Here is a 17,059-nt window from a genome sequence, read left to right on the forward strand (position 1 = left end):
GTCAGCCGCGTGCCCCGGGCGGTAGCGTTTCGGGTATGACTCCCGGACGTCCCGTGCCCCCTCCGCTGGGCAGGCCTCTTCCCGATCTCGACTCCCCGCTCGGCGATCCGCGCGACGACGAAGGGCGGCTGGTCGCGGCCCTCGGCGCCCGCTCGGCGGAGGGCGGCCTGGAACCGGTCACGCTGGCGCGGAGGGCCCCGGCTCCCGACGACGTCGAGATCCTGATCGAGTTCTGCGGCCTGTGCCATTCGGACGTCCACTCGACCCGTGGCGAGTGGGGGAGCGCGAACTATCCGCTGGTCCCCGGCCACGAGATCGTGGGCCGGGTCCTGCGCGTGGGGCCCGCGGTCACGGACTTCGCCGTCGGGGACCGTGTGGGCGTGGGGTGCATGGTGGACTCCTGCCGGGAGTGCGAGGCCTGCGAGGACGGCCTGGAGCAGTACTGCTCCCGCGGCATGGTGGGGACCTACGGGGCCACTGATGTGCGGCACGGGAACGAGCGGACCCAGGGCGGCTACGCGCGGACCGTCGTGGTGGACCGGAACTACGTGCTGCGCGTGCCCGAATCCCTCGACCCCGCCGCTGCGGCGCCGCTGCTCTGCGCGGGGATCACGACGTACTCGCCCCTGCGCCATGCCGGCGTCGAGGCAGGCGACGACGTCGGCGTCGTCGGGCTGGGCGGGCTCGGCCACATGGCCGTGAAGCTGGCCAAGGCCATGGGCGCCACGGTCACGGTCTTCACCACCTTGGAGTCGAAGCGGCAGGCGGCGGCCGCGCTCGGCGCGGACCGCGTGGTCAACTCCCGCGACGAGGAACAGATGCGGGACGCCTCGGACTCCGTGGACGTCATCATCGACACCGTCGCGGCGCCGCATGATCTCAACGCCCTGCTGCGGACCCTCCGGCGGGACGGCGTGATCTATCAGCTCGGCCTCCCGTCCGGCGAGATGCCTCCCGTGGACCCCGGACTGCTCATCCGCAAGCGGGCGGCCTACGCGGGGTCTCTGATCGGCGGGATCGCGGAGACCCAGGAGATGCTCGATTTCTGCGCGGAGCACTCGCTCACGAGCGACATCGAACTGGTCGGCGCGGAGCAGGTCAACCAGGCCTTCGACCGGATGGTGGCCGGTGACGTGAAGTACCGTTTTGTCCTGGACAACAGCACATTGCAGCCCGCAGGGAAGGAAGCAGACGCGTGAGCACGCTCTTCACCAAGATCATCAACGGCGACATCCCCGGACGGTTCGTCTGGCGCGACCCGGAGGTGGTCGCCTTCCTCTCGATCGGCCCGCTGGCCCCCGGCCACACCCTCGTCGTCCCGGTGGAGGAGGTCGACCGCTGGACCGACGCCTCGCCGGAGACCCTCGCGAAGGCCATGATCGTGGCCCAGCGGATCGGCAAGGTCCAGGTGGAGGCCTTCGGCTCGGAGCGGGCAGGCCTCCTGGTGGCCGGCTACGAGATCGACCACCTGCACGTGCACGTGTGGCCGTCGAACTCGATGAAGGATTACGACTTCGCCGCGGTGGACACCGACCCGGATCCCGCGGAGCTGGAAGCCAACGCGGAGAAGATCCGCGAGGGCCTGCGTGCGGCGGGCTACGCCGAGTTCGTCCCGGAGGCGTGAGGCCTTAAACCCATCGACCGCTCCACAGGACGCGCATCTCCCCGGTTTTCCGGGGATTCCAGCATCCTGTGGAGCGGTCGATGCGGGGAGGGCTGTTACTTCTTGCGCGGGGTCATGGCGACCATGCCCGCGAACGTGAAGCCGCCGCCGAAGCCGAAGAGCAGGGCCGGGACGTCGGACGGGATCTTGCCCGCGTGCCACCACTTGCTGTAGCCGAGGGGGACGCTCGCGGCGGACGTGTTGCCGGACTCGGTCACGTCCGTCACCACCACCTTGTCGGTGAGGCCGAGGACCTGTGCCATGGGCTCGATGATGCGCAGATTCGCCTGGTGCGTCACAAGGACCTCGATGTCCTCCATCTGCAGCCCGGCGCGCTCGACGGCGGCGCGGGCGTGTTTCTCCGCATCCTTGAGCGCCCAGCGGAGCACCTCACGGCCGTTCTGCCAGAACTTGTTGGTGGGCGGCGCGATCAGCACGGCGTCGGCGAGGTCGCCCTTGGAGCCCCACACCACGGGGCCGATGCGCGGCTCGTCGGTCGCGCCGATCACCATGGCGCCCGCGCCGTCGGCGGTGAGCACGGCGGTGCTGCGGTCGGTCCAGTCCGTGACCTTGGAGAGCGTCTCGGCCCCCAGGACGAGGGCGTGGCTCGCGGTGCCGGAGCGGATCGACTGGTCCGCCAGGCCGAGCGCGTACTCGAAGCCCGAACAGGCCGTGTTGATGTCGATGATGCCCGGGCCACGCTTGGCGTTGCCGAGCCCCAGAGCCTGTGCCACGCGGCCGGCCGTGTTGGGGGAGCGTTCCGCCGCGGTGGTGGTGGCCACGATGACCAGGTCGATCTGCTCGGCGGCGATCCCGGAGTCCTCCAGGGCCATGCGGGCCGCGGGGATGGCCAGGTCCTTGACCGTCTCCTCCTCACCGGCGATGTGCCGGGTGACGATGCCGGTCCGCTGACGGATCCATTCGTCGGAGGTCTCCATCATCCCCTCGAGTTCATGGTTGTCCATGACCCGTTCCGGCTGGGCATGGCCGAGGCCGAGAATTTCAGTGCCGGCGTTCGGCGCAGGGAAGCTGAGCTTCATATGGAGTCCTTAGGTTGCGGATGGGCGGACCATCCAAGTTTATTTGACCGGGCCGCATCCTGGCTTCCATGACGTCCGGTGCGGAGGGTCAGGGTGAGGAAGGTCAGGGTGCGAGGGCCTTGTTCAGTGCGACGCGGATCCGCTTCTCACTCACCGAATACTGCGTGCCGAGCTCGACGGCGAACAGGCTGACCCGCAACTCCTCCAGCATCCAGCGCACATGGGTCAACTCGGGGCCGGGTCCTTCGCCCGAGCGGAGTGCCGCCACGGCGTCGTCGTACTCGTCCTCCAGGCGCTGGACGACGGCCATGTTGTTGGCGTCGCGCTGGACGTTCGTCGGCAGCTTCTCGAGTCGGCGTTCGATGGCCTTCAGGTACCGAGGCAGCTGCGCGAGCTGCTGGTAACCCGTCTGTGCCACGAACCCTCGGTACACGAGCTGGGACAGATGGCTCTTCTCGTCGTTCAGGGCGCTGATGAGGGCCAGGCTCGTGCTGCCCTTGAGCTGCTTCTCGATGCGGCGGGCGCTGGCGAGGATGCGCTCGACCACCGCGGTCACCGTGAACACCGTGTCGATGAGCTCGGCCCGCACCTGCTCGTAGAGCGCGTCGAACGCCTTGGCGTCCCACGGGAGCTGGGCCGGCACGAGCTTGTCGATCGCGGCCTGGGCGCAGTCCGCGATCAGCTCGCTCACGCTGCCGTGCGGGTTCTGGCTGAACGTCAGTTTCTCGGTGTTGCTCAGATGCTCCAGGACGTAGCGGTCCGGGGCGGGGATCTTCAGGGCGAGCAGGCGGATGACACCGGCCCGCATGGCGGCCTCCTGGCGTTCCGCGGTCTGGAACACGCGCAGGCCGACCGTGGCGCCCTCGTCCACGAGCGCCGGGTACCCCGTGACCGTGTGGCCACCGAACTGCCGGCTCACGCTGCGCTGGATCACGCCGCCGCTCGCGGCGGTCAGCGTGGCCCAGTCCTTGAGTCCGCTCAGCTCCGCGATGCCCGAGGCGTGCAGGCCCGGCTGGGCGCCCGCCTTCGTCGAGCCGTCCGGAGTGCGGGCACCGGCGGCGCCCTTCCCCCCGGCCTGGGCAGCGCGACCCGGCGTGCCGTTCACGGACTTGGGCGTGGCGCCCAGGCTCTCCGCAATGGCGCGGCGTGTGGCGGGGGCGAGTTCGTCCTGGAGCGCGCCGAGGTCCTTGCTCTCCCCGAGGACCTTGCCCTTCGCGTCCACCACGCGGAAGCTCATGCGCAGATGTGGCGGCACGGAGTCCCAGGAGAAGCTGCCCTCGGGGACCACCTGGCCACGGAGCCGCCGCAGCGTCAGCGCCAGGGCGTCCTCGATCCGGTCCTCGGTGGGGGAGAAGTCGGCCTCCAGCGCCGTCACGGCCTGACGGGCGACGTCCGGCGCCGGGACGAAGTTCTTCCGGACCGCCTTGGGCATGGACTTGATCAAGGCGGTGACCAGCTCGACGCGCTGGCCGGGGATCTGCCAGCGGAACGGCTCGGGATCCACCTGGTTCAGGAACAGCGTCGGGATCTCGACGGTGGCGCCGTCCGAGGGATCCGGCGTGGCGCCCGGAGCGACGGGATGGAACTCGTAGCTCAGCGGGAATTCGAAGCCCTGCTGATGCCACGTCCGGGGGAAGGCGGACTCGTCCAGATCATCGGCGTCGTCGCTCATGACGAGGGCGCGGTCGAAGTCGAGCAGCCCCGGATCCTGCTGGCGTGCCTGCTTCCACCAGGCGTCGAAGTGCCGCTCGGAGACGACTTCGCGGCCGATCCGCTGGTCGTAGAACTCGAACAGCGTCTCGTCATCCGCCCGGATGTCGCGGCGGCGCATGCGGGTCTCGAGTTCCTCCACCTCCCGCAGGAGGGCGCGGTTGCGCTGGAAGAACTTGTGGTGGGTGCGCCACTCGCCGTCCACCAGGGCATGCCGGATGAACAGTTCGCGGCAGAGTTCCGGGTCCACCGAGGCGTAGTTGATCCGTCGTTTGGGGATGATCGGCACGCCGTAGAGCGTGACCTTCTCGTACGCCATGACGGAGCCGGACTTCGAGGACCAGTGCGGTTCGCTGAAGGTCCGCTTGACCAGCTGCGGGGCCACCTGCTCGGCCCACTCCGGGGCGAACGCCGCGGCGACCCGCGCCCAGAGACGGCTGGTCTCAACCAGTTCGGCCGCCATGACGAAAGCAGGGGACTTCTTGAACAGCGCCGAGCCGGGGAAGATGGCGAAGCGGGTGCCGCGGGCGCCCGCATATTCGCGCTTGCGCTCGTCGTACAGGCCGATCTGGCTGAGCAGACCGGACAGCAACGACTGGTGGATCACGTCGTGCAGGCCCACGGGATCGGTGTCGCGGCTGTTGTCCACCGTGATGCCGAGCGGCTTCGCGAGCTGCCGGAGCTGCGCGTAGAGCTCCTGCCACTCCCGGACGCGCAGATAGTTGATGAACTCGGTGCGGCACAGCCGGCGGAACTGGCTCGAGGAGAGTTCCCGCTGCTTCTCCTGCAGATAGTTCCACAGGTTCAGATAGCCGGTGAAGTCGCTCTTCTCGTCCTTGAAGCGGGCGTGCTTCTCCGCGGCCTGCTGCTGCTTGTCCGTGGGCCGTTCCCTCGGGTCCTGAATGGTCAGCGCGGCGGCCAGCACCATGACCTCGCGGGCGCAGCCGCGGCGGGCTGCCTCCACGATCATGCGGCCGAGGCGCGGATCCACGGGGAGCTGCGCCAGCTGATGCCCGACGGCGGTCAGCCCGGACGGCTTGCGGCCCCCGGAACGCTCGCTACGGCCTCGTCCGCCGCCGCGCCCGCGCCGGCCGGCCTGGGTGGTGCCGTCAGTTCTGGTCCCCTCGGCGCCCGTCCCCTCGGAAGGGGCGCCGTCGGCCGACTCGCCGGGCGCCGGAAGGGCTCCGAGCTCCCGCAGGAGGGTGACGCCGTCGTTGACCGCGCGCGTGTCCGGCGACTCGACGAACGGGAAGCCCTCGACGTCCTTCGGCGTGCGCGCGACGCCGATCGCGATCATCTGGAGGATGACGGCGGCCAGATTGGTGCGCAGGATCTCGGGGTCGGTGAACTCGGGACGGCCGAGGAAATCGTCCTCCGAGTACAGCCGGATGGCGATGCCGTCGCTGACACGGCCGCAACGGCCGGAGCGCTGGTTCGCGGATGCCTGGGAGACGCGTTCGATGGGCAGCCGCTGCACCTTGGTCCGGTGCGAATACCGGGAGATGCGGGCGGTGCCGGTGTCGATCACGTACTTGATGCCGGGAACGGTCAGGGAGGTCTCGGCGACGTTGGTGGCCAGGACGATGCGACGACGCGGTCCCGGGTTGAACACCTTGTGCTGCTCCGCGAGGCTCAGCCGGGCGAAGAGCGGCAGGATCTCGGCGTCGGCCAGGCGGGGATTGCGGGGGAGACGGCCCTGCAGCGCTTCCGCGGCCTCGCGGATCTCGCGCTCGCCGGAGAAGAATACCAGGATGTCGCCGGGGGCCTCCCGGGAGAGTTCATCCACGGCATCGCAGACCGCGTCCACCGGGTCACGGTCCTCTTCGAGCTCGTCGTCCAGCTCCTCGTCGCTGCCCGGTTCGGACAACGGACGGTAACGGATCTCCACGGGGTACGTGCGGCCGGAGACCTCGACGATCGGCGCCGGGGCGTCCTCACCGCCGAAGTGCCGGGCGAAGCGCTCGGGATCGATCGTGGCGGAGGTGATGATGATCTTCAGATCCGGGCGCTGGGGCAGCAGGCGCTTGAGGTATCCGAGGATGAAGTCGATGTTGAGGCTGCGCTCGTGAGCCTCGTCCACGATGATGACGCTGTACTTCCGCAGCAGGCGGTCCCGCTGGATCTCCGCGAGCAGGATGCCGTCCGTCATGAGCTTGACCTGGGTCTGCGGCCCCACCTCGCCCGTGAAACGGACCTGGTAGCCCACTTCCTGGCCGAGTTCCACGTCCAGTTCCTCCGCGATGCGCTCCGCGACGGTGCGGGCCGCCAGACGGCGCGGCTGAGTGTGGCCGATCAGACCGTGCTCGGCCAGGCCCAGTTCCAGGCACATCTTCGGCAGCTGGGTGGTCTTGCCGGAGCCGGTCTCGCCGGCCACGATGACCACCTGGTTCTCCGAGATGGCGGCCATGATGTCCTCACGGCGTTCGGAGACGGGGAGCGCGGCGGGGTATGTGATGTTCAGAGGCATGACCTGATCAGTCTAGTTGTCCCGGATCGCCCGGCTGAATGGAATGCTGCAGCGCGGGGGGGCCGGAGTGGCCGAGGTGCTCTGCTTGCTTTCCCCGCGCTCTGTGGCCGGGTGACGCGGGGGTTGTGGCGAGGGGCTCCTTGACGCAAGCTGCCGCACCTCCGCCGCTCCGGCTGCGCCGATCGCGCGGTCCTGCCGGGTCGCCGGCGCCTTGCGGACTGCTTGGTCGTGCCGGACTGGAAATGATCGGAGATGACGAGAGCCCCGGTTCCGTGGAACCGGGGCTCTCGCTGTATCTGGTGCCCTCGATAGGATTCGAACCTACGGCCTTCTGCTCCGGAGGCAGACGCTCTATCCCCTGAGCTACGAGGGCGGGCCAGGGATCCCGGGGTGGCCCCGGAACGTCCTCGAGCTTAGCAGGAATCCACCTCCGGATGCGAAATCGGCGCGGCCTGGACGCGCCGACCGCGGACCGGTTCACACGGAAGGGTCAGTACCCCAGGAAGGAATCGCTCTTCACCCGTCGGACGCCCGCGGCGCGCAAGGCACTCCGAAGGGTGGTGACGAAGTCCGGGGCGCCGGACACGAGCGCGTGCCGCCCCGCGGCGTCGGGCACCAATTCGGCGATCCGGGCGGCGCTGAAACGTTCGCTGCCCACGTGCTCGACGCCGTCGGGCAGCCGGGTTCCTTCGGGCAGGGGCGCGGAAGTCCGCAGCAGGATCCGCGCGCCGGAGCGGGCCAGAGCACCCAGGTAGGCGGCGTCGTCGACGTCCCGCACCGAGTAGAGGACCACCGTGTCCGGGAGAGACCCGGCGGGTGCGCCGTCCAGCATCCCCACGAAGGGGGTGATCCCGATGCCGCCGGCCACCAGGAGCGCAGGGCGGTCCGACGGGCCGAGCAGGAACTCGCCCCCCGTACGGCTCAGGCGCAGCGCGGCGCCGGTCTCTAGGTCATAGAGGGCCTTCTTGGCGGGCGACGGCTGGCTGGGCAGACGCGTGGCGATACGGAGGACGCCGTCGCCGGCCGCGACCGGGCTGAACACCCGCCGTGACGAACCGATGCCCGGCACCGGAATCGTCAGTTCCACATACTGGCCGGCGGCGAGACGTGCGTCGCCCGAGGCCTCGAACGTGAACTCCGTGATGTCCTTGCCCACGGGCCGGTGATCGAGGAACGTCACCACGCTGGACCCCTTGGGGCGCAGAGCGAACGCGAGGATGTTGCCCACCAGCAGGACGGCCTCCGGGGCGTTCGAGAGGATCACGGCGCCGAGCTGGAGGGAGAACGGCAGACTGAAGAGCAATCCCACCACGGCGCCCACCAGGATCCGCTGCCACCGTCGCGGCGGCAGCGTGAGCGGTTCACTGAGCATGAAGCAGGCGAAGAACACGGTGGCCTGACTGGTGAACCACAGCGCGGGGACGTCGGCCGCCGGCATCCCGCGGCTCAGGGCGATGGAGACGGCCGTCAGCAGCGAGACGGCCAGGAAGGTCAGGGCCACCGGGAACTGCCCGGCCCGGTAGAGGACCAGCAGGCCCAGCGGCACCACGGCCCAGAGCAGCAGAGGCGACCCCACCCACCACGTGGCCGCGTTGAGGCCGGTCAGGGACACCACGAACGCGCCGAGTGCGGCGGGGTTGAACAGATGACGGCCTCGCCAGGCGAGAGCGTATTTCGACGCGGAGGCCAGCACGGCGGCCAGGGCCACGCCCAGTCCTTCCCGGAAGCCCGCCGCCGGCCAGAAGAGGAAGTACAGCAGTCCCGCAGTGACCAGCGACGAATCCCAGTAGGGGCGCATCCGGAACAGCAGAGCGCAGGCGCCGTTGGACAGCGCGGTCGCCGCAAGGCAGAGCATCAGGTGCAGGCACAGCTCGGGAACGCCGAACTCGGTCCAGCCGAGGGCGTCCAGAACGAGGCTGTAGACGATCAGGACGCCGAGGGACAACGCGACCACGCGGGTCATCGACAGGCGACCCAGAGGCCGGGTCACACGCTGCGTGACGCTCAGAAGTGCGGACATCAGAACAAGCCTTCCAGGAAGTACTCGGAACCTTCGGCGTGCCCATCGCTGTGCACGGTCAGCCACTCGACGCCATAGCGCGCCGCCAGCTCGTGGCCGGGGACGAAGAACAGCGCCGTGGCGAGCCCGTCGGCCTGCAGGGCGTCGGGTGCCAGAACCCAGCTTGCCACCACTCGCCGCACGGGTTCGCCCGTCAGGCCATCCAGCACGTGGTGCAGCCCGCGCCCCCACGCACGGCGCGCGGTCCCGGAGGCCGCGAGCGCCTGCTGATGGACCGCGACGACGCCGATCGCCCGGCTGCCGTCGAACGGGCTCTCCAGCCCGATCCGGTCCGCCTCGGGGCCGGAGTGCCGGAGGTCACCGCCGGCGTCGACGAGGTAGTCGGACACCCCGGCGTCCCCGAGGATCCCGCAGACGAGGTCCACCAGAAGTCCCTTGCCGGCGGCTCCGATGTCCACCAGGACCGGGCCACTGGCCGTCACCGTGCGGTCCTCCCAGCGCGCATCCGGGCCCCAGGCGGGCGCGGCGACGGCCGGTCCATGCGGGGTCAGCGAGTAGGAGGCGTCGTAGCCGAGCCGCACGAGGGATTCGCCGATGAACGGGGTGACGGAGCCAGCACTCAAGTCATGGAGCTCCCGGTACAGGCGTCCCAGGGGTGCCGCCTCGGCGGGGAGCGTCAGGGTCCGCTCGGCGCCGTCCGGGTCGACGGGCCCGGCGGCCCAGCGCGCCACTGCGGAGTCCGGGCGGAACCGGGACCACACGGCGTCGAACTCGTCGATCCGCTGCCGGATCCGCGACTCGATCCGGTCGGTGAGTCCCTCGGCTCTGATCCACCACCGCGTTCCGATGGCGTCGAATTCCAGGGGATTGGTCGTCACGGGCATACGGGAACTCAGCCCGCCTGCTTCTTGATGGCCTCCACGGCGTCGTTGAACCCGCCGCTGGTCAGGCTCGAACCGGCCACCCGGCTCACGTCGAGCTGGTCGATGCTCTTGCCCACGACCAGGTCCTTGATGCCCCCGGCGAACCGGTTCTGGAACAGCTGGGTGTTCGCGCTGGTCGGATGGGTGGCGATCTTGACGTCGCTGATCTTGCCGGAGGCGAGAGTGAGGGTGACCCCCACGGTCTCTTCGCCGTTGGGTGAGGTGTAATGTCCGTCCGCGCTGTAGGTGCCGTCCTTGTAGTGGCCGGCGGTGGCAGGAGCCCCACTGCTGCCCGCGGCACTCGACGCTCCGGACGTGGGGGACACGTCGGCGGTGGAGGTGCCCTGCTTCGCCGGGGCGCAGGCGGTGGCCGCGGCCAGCACGGCGAGTCCTGCGGCGGTGCCGGCCAGGATCTTCAGAGAAGGAGTGGAGGTGGTCATCGATGCTCCTGAGGGGAAGAAGGGATGGAGACCCAGGGGGCTGGCTCCACCGTAATTCGGCTTGCTGGGCGTATGTCCAGAGTTTCCTGAGAATGAATGCTCCATGTGGACAGACCTGTCCGGGGCTGTCCACATAGCGGGTTCATGCTTTTCCGCCGGGCAGGCCCCTCCCCGTAGGATTGAGGGGTGACTCCCGAACAGCTTTCCGCAGCAATCACCGCATGCCTGAAGGACGCCGTCGCTGACGGCTCGATCAACCTCCCCGCCGAGGCGCTGGAGGCCGAGGTCCGTGTGGAGCGACCGAAGAACCGGGAGCACGGTGACTGGGCCACCAACGCCGCCATGCAGTTCGGGAAGCGCGCCGGCCTGTCGCCCCGCGACTTCGCCGCCATTCTGGCCGCGAAGCTCGAAGATGTGGACGGCGTCGCGTCGGTGGACATCGCGGGCCCCGGCTTCATCAACATCACCCTGGACGCCGGCGCCGCCGGCGAGCTGGCACGCACCATCGTCGAGGCAGGCGCCACCTACGGGAACAACGACGCGCTCGCAGGCCACACGGTCAACATGGAGTTCGTCTCCGCCAACCCGACCGGCCCGCTGCACATCGGACACACTCGCTGGGCGGCGCTGGGCGACTCCATCGCCCGCGTGCTCCGTGCCGCCGGCGCCGACGTCACCGCCGAGTACTACATCAACGACGCCGGCAGTCAGATGAACGTGTTCGCCAACTCGGTGCTGTCCCGCCTGCGGGGCCGTGACGTGCCGGAAGGAGGCTACCCCGGCCAGTACATCGTGGACCTGGGCCACGAGGTGCTCCGTGAACACCCCGCCATCCGCGAGCTGACCGATGAGGCCGCGCTGCCCATCATCCGCGAGGCCGCCTACCAGGCGCAGCTTGAGGACATCAAGCAGACGCTCGCCGATTTCGACGTGCATTTCGACGTCTACTTCTCCGAGCGGACCCTGCACGAGTCCGGCGCGCTCGAAGCCTCGGTGGACCGCCTGCGCGAGCAGGGCCACGTCTTCGACCAGGACGGCGCCGTCTGGCTGCGCACCACGGACTTCACGGATGACAAGGACCGCGTCCTCATCCGTGCCAACGGCGAGCCCACGTACTTCGCCGCCGACGCCGCCTACTACCTCACCAAGAGGGACCGCGGCTTCGAGGAGAAGATCTACCTGCTCGGCGCCGACCACCATGGCTACGTCAACCGCCTGAAGGCCATCGCGGCCTGCGCCGGTGACGATCCCGAGAAGAACATCGAGGTCCTCATCGGCCAGCTCGTGTCGGTGAACGGCGCGAAGCTGTCCAAGCGCGCGGGCAACATCATCGAGCTCAAGGACCTCATCTCCTGGCTCGGCAAGGATGCGGTGCGCTATTCGCTGGCTCGCTTCCCCGCGGATTCCCCCATCACGCTGGAGCCCGAGGTCCTCAAGAAGAACAGCAACGAGAACCCCGTGTTCTACGTGCAGTACGCGCATGCCCGGTCCCGTGGCACGGCGCGCAACGCGGCGGCGGCCGGTGTGGACCGGAGCGAGTTCGACGCGTCGCTGCTGACCGATCCCACCGAGAACGAGCTGCTGTCCCAGCTGGGCAGCTTCCCGTCCATCGTGGCGAAGGCCGCCGAGCTCCGTGAACCGCACCGCATCGCCCGTCACCTCGAAGTCATCGCCGGGGCGTACCACCGCTGGTATGACGCCTGCCGCGTGACCCCGCAGGGCGACGAGGAAGTGACCACGGTCAACCGCACCCGCCTGTGGCTCAACGACGCCACGAGCCAGGTCCTCGCGAACGGCCTCGCCCTCCTCGGCGTCTCCGCCCCGGAGCGCATGTAGTGAGCGGCGCGGATGTGACAGGGGCCAGCCCGCTGGCCCCCGACTGGCTGCAGCTCCCGTCGGACCTCAACGCTTTGCACGCCCCGAGCTGGGCGCACGACGTCGAGCGGTCCGGCACCGGAGAACTCACGGTGGGCGGAGTGACGGTCAGTGCGCTCCAGGAGCAGTTCGGCACGCCGCTCTTCGTCCTCAGCGAAGGCGACTTCCGGGCTCGTGCGCGCGCCTTCCGCGACGCCTTCAACGAGGCCTTCGCCGACCTGTGCGGGGGAGTGGATGTCTACTACGCCGGCAAGGCGTTCCTGAGTGTGGAGGTCGCACGGTGGGTCCGCCAGGAGGGTCTCCGCCTTGACACCTGTTCGGGCGGAGAGCTGGCGGTCGCCCAGCGAGCCGGTTTCCCCGGTGAGCTGCTCGGACTGCACGGCAACAACAAGTCGGCCGCCGAGATCAACCGCGCCCTGGACATGAACCTGGGCCGGATCGTGGTGGACAGCATCGACGAGCTGGAGCGCGTGGCCGGCATCGTCCAGCGCCGGCGGGCCGAAGACGCCAAGAAGTCCGGTCATCAGGTGACCGCCAAGGTCATGCTGCGGCTCACCCCGGGCGTGCACGCGCATACCCACGAGTTCATCGCCACGGCCCACGAGGACCAGAAGTTCGGTCTCTCCATGGCGCCGGGCACCGCGGAGGACGCGGAACTGCGCGGTATCGACCCGGCGTTGTCCGCGGCCGAACAGGCCGTGGACGCGGCCGTGGCGCTGGACGGCATCGAGCTTCTCGGCCTCCACTGCCACATCGGATCGCAGATCTTCGAGGCGGACGGCTTCGCGGTCGCGGCCCGGAAACTCCTCGGGTTCCATGACGCGATGCAGCGCAAGCACGGGATCGTCCTGCCGGAGATGGATCTCGGGGGAGGCCACGGGATCGCCTACACTCCGGTGGACACCCCGCGGCCGGTGTCCGAGATCGCTCAGGCGCTGGCCGGCGTCGTAGGGGAGACCTGCCGTGAGCTGGCCATCGAGTGCCCTCGCATCTCGATCGAGCCCGGGCGGGCGATCGTCGGCAGCACCACGTTCACGCTGTACGAGGTCGGCACCCGCAAGACCGTCCAGGTTGAGGCGCCGGACGATGCGGAGAGGACCTACCCGCGGCGCTACGTGTCCGTCGATGGCGGCATGAGCGACAACGCCCGTCCGGTGCTTTATGACGCCGACTATTCGGCCGCTCTGGCGAGCCGTTCCTCGGACGCGCCCGCTCAGTTGTCCCGAGTGGTGGGCAAACATTGCGAGAGCGGGGACATTGTTGTTAAAGATGTTTACCTGCCCTCGGACGTCAGCGCCGGTGATCTCCTGGCCGTGCCGGGGACCGGTGCCTACTGCTGGGCACTCGCGAGCAACTACAACTACCTGGCACGTCCGGGAGTGGTCGCGGTCTCTGACGGGACCGCCCGGTGGATCATTCGTGGGGAAACCGAGGAAGACCTCTTGAACCGAGACATGGGAGCCGGAGAGCTGTGAACACCGACGTTGTGAACACCGACGTGAATGAGACCAAGACCCTCAAGGTCGCGCTCCTGGGGTGCGGCAACGTCGGATCCCAGGTGGCGCGCATCCTTCTCGAGGACGCGGACACGCTGGCGGCCCGCACCGGCGCCCGGTTGGAACTCGTCGGCATCGGCGTCCGCACGATCGACGCGCCCCGTGACGTCGAGCTTCCCCGGGAGCTCTTCACCACCGACTCCGAGTCCCTCGTGGCCGGCGCCGATCTGGTCATCGAGCTGATGGGCGGCATCGAGCCCGCCCGCAGCCTGATCCTCTCCGCTGTCCGTCACGGCGCGTGCGTGGTGACGGGAAACAAGGCGCTGCTGGCTCAGGACGGCCCCACTCTCTACGAGGAGGCGGACAAGGCGGGCGTGCAGCTCTCCTACGAGGCCGCCGTCGCCGGTGCGATCCCGATCCTGCGTCCCATCCGCGACAGCCTCTCCGGTGACCGGATCACCCGCGTGCTCGGCATCGTCAACGGCACCACGAACTTCATCCTGGACCAGATGGACTCCACCGGCGCCCAGTTCGAGGACGCCCTGGCGGAGGCGCAGCGTCTCGGATATGCCGAGGCGGATCCGACCGCCGATGTGGAGGGTCACGACGCCGCGGCCAAGGCGGCGATCCTGGCCGCGCTGTCCTTCCACACCCGCTTCTCCCTCGACGACGTGTACTGCGAGGGCATCACCAAGGTGAGCGCGACGGACATCGCCGCCGCCAAGGACGCCGGATTCGTCATCAAGCTGCTCGCCATCGCGGAGAAGCTGACGGACGACGCCGGCGACGAGGGTGTCAGCGTCCGTGTCCACCCGACGCTCCTGCCGCGGGAACACCCGCTGGCAGCTGTCCGCGGCGCGTTCAACGCCGTGTTCGTCGAGGCGGAGAACGCCGGCGAACTGATGTTCTACGGCCAGGGCGCGGGTGGCACTCCGACCGCGTCCGCCGTCCTGGGTGACCTCGTCTCCGCGGCACGCCGGATCGTGCTCGGCGGCCCCGGCCGCACCGAGACCACCACGGGCCATGTCCCGGCGCTGCCCATCTCGGCGAGCCGGACCAGCTATCACGTGGGTCTGCGCGTGGCGGACCAGCCGGGCGTCCTCGCCCGCATCGCCCAGGTTTTCAGCGACAACGGCGTGTCCATCGAACTGTTCCGGCAGAGCATCAGCAGCGCTGATCAGTCCGCCGAACTGCGGATCGTGACGCACCGGGCCAGCGAGGCCGACCTCGCGGCGACCGTCGCATCCATTTCTCAACTGGACGTCGTGCAGGACGTGACGTCCGTCCTCCGTGTGGAAGGTGTCTAAGTGGCTCATCAGTGGCGCGGCGTGATCCGCGAATACGCCGAACGTCTCCCTGTCGACGAGAGCACCAGGGTCATCACCCTGGGCGAGGGCGGCACTCCTCTGGTGCACGCCCAGAAGCTCTCCGAGCTCACCGGCAACACCGTCTACCTCAAGGTCGAGGGCATGAACCCGACGGGTTCGTTCAAGGACCGTGGCATGACGATGGCCATGACGGCCGCCGTGCAGGCCGGAGCGCAGGCCGTGGTCTGCGCCTCCACGGGCAACACCTCGGCCTCCGCGGCGGCGTACGCCACCTCGGCTGGTCTCCGCTGCGCCGTGCTGGTCCCCGAGGGCAAGATCGCGATGGGCAAGCTGTCCCAGGCCATCGCCCACGGCGCCACCCTGCTGCAGGTGGACGGCAACTTCGACGACTGCCTCGAGATCGCCCGCAAGCTGAATGAGGCGTACCCCGTGTTCCTGGTGAACTCGGTCAACCCGGCCCGCATCGAGGGTCAGAAGACCGGCGCCTTCGAGGTCGTCGATGCTCTGGGCGACGCCCCCGACATCCACGTGCTGCCCGTCGGCAACGCCGGCAACATCAGCGCGTACTGGAAGGGTTACCAGGAGTACGCGGCACCGTACCAGTCCGCGACCGCCGGTGAACTGGCCGCCGTCGCCACGCGCACGCCCGCCATGTGGGGCTTCCAGGCCGCCGGCGCGGCGCCGTTCGTCGCCGGGCACCCGATCACGCACCCCGAGACGATCGCCACCGCCATCCGGATCGGCAACCCCGCCTCCTGGGACACCGCCGTCGCCGCGCGCGACGAGTCGGGCGGCCTCATCGAGGCCGTCACCGACGAGGAGATCCTCGAGGCCCACCGCTGGCTGTCCAGCAAGGAGGGCGTCTTCGTGGAGCCCGGCTCCGCGGCAGGTGTCGCCGGTCTGATCAAGAAGCACGCCGCGGGCGAGGTCCCCACGGGCAAGACCATCGTCATCACCGTGACCGGCCACGGGCTCAAGGATCCCCAGTGGGCCCTCCGCACCGAGGACGGCAGCGATGTCTCCCCGGTCAAGGTGCAGAACGACGTGGTCTCCGTGGCCGCGGCCCTCGGCTTCGAAGGCTGAGTGTTGACGCCTCATCACGACGGCGGTGCGGCGTCCCTCGCCGCACTGCCGTCCGGTCTTTCCGTCACCGTCCGTGTCCCGGCGACGAGCGCGAACCTCGGCCCCGGTTATGACAGCCTCGGCCTGGCCGTCCAGCTCTTCGACACCGTGACGGTCGAAACCCTGGACTCCGGCGAACTGGAGTTCACGCTGTCGGGCGAGGGGACGGAGTCCGTGCCCCGCGACGGCAGCCACCTGGTCATCCGGTCCCTCGAAGCGGCCCTCGCCCAGCTCGGGCACCGCCACCAAGGTCTGCACCTGAGGGCCGAGAACGTCATTCCGCACGGACGCGGGCTGGGAAGCTCAGCCGCCGCCGTCGTGGCCGCAGCTCTGGCGGCGAACGGCCTGGTGCCGGAGGAGTCCCGCCGCGGGTCCGATTGGGTGCTGCAGTTCACGAGTGAGCTGGAAGGCCACCCGGACAACGTCGCGCCGGCGATCTTCGGCGCCCTCGCCCTCTCCTGGCAGGACGGGGCGGAGTTCCGCAGTGCCCGTGCCGAGGTGCACGCGGACGTGATCCCCGTCGTCGCGATCCCGGACTTCGAACTGTCCACGGAACTCGCCCGTACCCTGCTGCCGGCTCAGGTGGATCACCACGCGGCGGCCATGAACTCGGGACGGGCCGCGTTGCTCGTGGCCGCCCTGACGACGCAGCCGGATCTGCTCGTGCCGGCGACGCGGGACTATCTGCACCAGGACTACCGTGCGAGGGCCATGCAGCCCAGCGCGGATCTCATCGCGGCCCTGCGCGAACGCGGCCACGCCGCCGTCGTATCCGGAGCCGGTCCCACGGTCATGACCCTCGCCCGTTCGACGGCAGAGGCCGCCGAGGTGGAGGAGTTCATCCGGCAGCGGGAATCCGTGGCGGTGTCGTGGCGTGTTCTGCGACCGGCGGTGGACCGTGAAGGTGCTAAAGTGGAAGTGCATCCGCGGTAAATCCGCAGTGGATGCCACTTTTTGCGCGCGGGGAATCCACCC

The 17,059-nt window shown here is 69.3% G+C and carries 12 protein-coding genes and 1 tRNA gene; 7 read left to right on the forward strand and 6 right to left on the reverse strand.

Translation table 11 applies throughout. The annotated features are described in order from the left end of the window. Positions 1 to 35: 35 nt before the first annotated feature. Positions 36 to 1,199, forward strand: coding sequence for an NAD(P)-dependent alcohol dehydrogenase (locus BLV63_RS07630; RefSeq protein ID WP_066210972.1), 1,164 nt, complete (start codon positions 36 to 38; stop codon positions 1,197 to 1,199). Beyond that, positions 1,196 to 1,624, forward strand: coding sequence for an HIT family protein (locus BLV63_RS07635; RefSeq protein WP_066210970.1), 429 nt, complete (start codon positions 1,196 to 1,198; stop codon positions 1,622 to 1,624). The genes BLV63_RS07630 and BLV63_RS07635 overlap by 4 nt, the downstream gene beginning before the upstream one ends. Before the next feature lie 95 nt (positions 1,625 to 1,719). Here BLV63_RS07635 and BLV63_RS07640 read toward each other — a convergent pair whose 3' ends face one another. The 6 genes from BLV63_RS07640 to BLV63_RS07665 form a co-directional block, all read right to left on the reverse strand. Next, positions 1,720 to 2,703 carry a beta-ketoacyl-ACP synthase III gene (locus BLV63_RS07640; protein WP_066210968.1) on the reverse strand — a complete coding sequence of 328 codons (984 nt, stop codon included), beginning with the start codon at positions 2,701 to 2,703 and terminating at the stop codon, positions 1,720 to 1,722. A gap of 103 nt (positions 2,704 to 2,806) precedes the next feature. Next, complete coding sequence (gene hrpA / locus BLV63_RS07645; RefSeq protein WP_066210966.1) at positions 2,807 to 6,880, reverse strand: ATP-dependent RNA helicase HrpA; 4,074 nt, start codon at positions 6,878 to 6,880, stop codon at positions 2,807 to 2,809. Positions 6,881 to 7,177: 297 nt separating this feature from the next. Then, positions 7,178 to 7,253: transfer RNA gene (locus BLV63_RS07650), tRNA-Arg, on the reverse strand. A 117-nt stretch (positions 7,254 to 7,370) separates the two neighbouring features. Beyond that, the gene (locus BLV63_RS07655; RefSeq protein WP_066210964.1) at positions 7,371 to 8,900 is read right to left on the reverse strand and encodes an FAD-dependent oxidoreductase; all 1,530 of its coding nucleotides are present in this window, start codon (positions 8,898 to 8,900) and stop codon (positions 7,371 to 7,373) included. Then, complete coding sequence (locus BLV63_RS07660; RefSeq protein WP_169795494.1) at positions 8,900 to 9,778, reverse strand: FAD:protein FMN transferase; 879 nt, start codon at positions 9,776 to 9,778, stop codon at positions 8,900 to 8,902. Before BLV63_RS07660 ends, BLV63_RS07655 begins: the two co-directional genes overlap by 1 nt. 14 nt (positions 9,779 to 9,792) lie before the next feature. Further along, the gene (locus tag BLV63_RS07665; RefSeq protein WP_066210961.1) at positions 9,793 to 10,263 is read right to left on the reverse strand and encodes an FMN-binding protein; all 471 of its coding nucleotides are present in this window, start codon (positions 10,261 to 10,263) and stop codon (positions 9,793 to 9,795) included. Positions 10,264 to 10,449: 186 nt separating this feature from the next. On the opposite strand from BLV63_RS07665, the gene argS reads away from it, so the two are divergent. From argS to thrB, 5 genes are read left to right on the forward strand one after another with little or no spacing between them, the layout of a single operon-like run. Further along, positions 10,450 to 12,099: an arginine--tRNA ligase gene (gene argS / locus BLV63_RS07670; RefSeq protein WP_066210959.1), complete on the forward strand. Its 1,650-nt coding sequence runs from the start codon at positions 10,450 to 10,452 to the stop codon at positions 12,097 to 12,099. Continuing rightward, positions 12,099 to 13,613 carry a diaminopimelate decarboxylase gene (lysA, locus tag BLV63_RS07675; RefSeq protein ID WP_066210957.1) on the forward strand — a complete coding sequence of 505 codons (1,515 nt, stop codon included), beginning with the start codon at positions 12,099 to 12,101 and terminating at the stop codon, positions 13,611 to 13,613. The genes argS and lysA overlap by 1 nt, the downstream gene beginning before the upstream one ends. A 23-nt stretch (positions 13,614 to 13,636) precedes the next feature. Further along, positions 13,637 to 14,941, forward strand: coding sequence for a homoserine dehydrogenase (locus tag BLV63_RS07680; RefSeq protein ID WP_066211951.1), 1,305 nt, complete (start codon positions 13,637 to 13,639; stop codon positions 14,939 to 14,941). Beyond that, positions 14,942 to 16,045 carry a threonine synthase gene (thrC, locus tag BLV63_RS07685; protein ID WP_066210956.1) on the forward strand — a complete coding sequence of 368 codons (1,104 nt, stop codon included), beginning with the start codon at positions 14,942 to 14,944 and terminating at the stop codon, positions 16,043 to 16,045. Then, positions 16,046 to 17,017: a homoserine kinase gene (thrB, locus tag BLV63_RS07690; RefSeq protein ID WP_496559493.1), complete on the forward strand. Its 972-nt coding sequence runs from the start codon at positions 16,046 to 16,048 to the stop codon at positions 17,015 to 17,017. The last annotated feature ends 42 nt before the right edge of the window (positions 17,018 to 17,059 follow it).

The sequence above is a fragment of the Arthrobacter woluwensis genome (assembly GCF_900105345.1).
Lineage (GTDB): Bacteria > Actinomycetota > Actinomycetes > Actinomycetales > Micrococcaceae > Arthrobacter_E > Arthrobacter_E woluwensis.

What these genes read in the sequence shown, in the direction of transcription:
- BLV63_RS07630 (WP_066210972.1), top strand. Translation starts at nt 36, where the DNA reads ATGACTCCCGGACGTCCCGTGCCCCCTCCGCTGGGCAGGCCTCTTCCC.
- BLV63_RS07640 (WP_066210968.1), bottom strand. Translation starts at nt 2,703, where the DNA reads ATGAAGCTCAGCTTCCCTGCGCCGAACGCCGGCACTGAAATTCTCGGC.
- hrpA (WP_066210966.1), bottom strand. Translation starts at nt 6,880, where the DNA reads ATGCCTCTGAACATCACATACCCCGCCGCGCTCCCCGTCTCCGAACGC.
- BLV63_RS07655 (WP_066210964.1), bottom strand. Translation starts at nt 8,900, where the DNA reads ATGTCCGCACTTCTGAGCGTCACGCAGCGTGTGACCCGGCCTCTGGGT.
- BLV63_RS07665 (WP_066210961.1), bottom strand. Translation starts at nt 10,263, where the DNA reads ATGACCACCTCCACTCCTTCTCTGAAGATCCTGGCCGGCACCGCCGCA.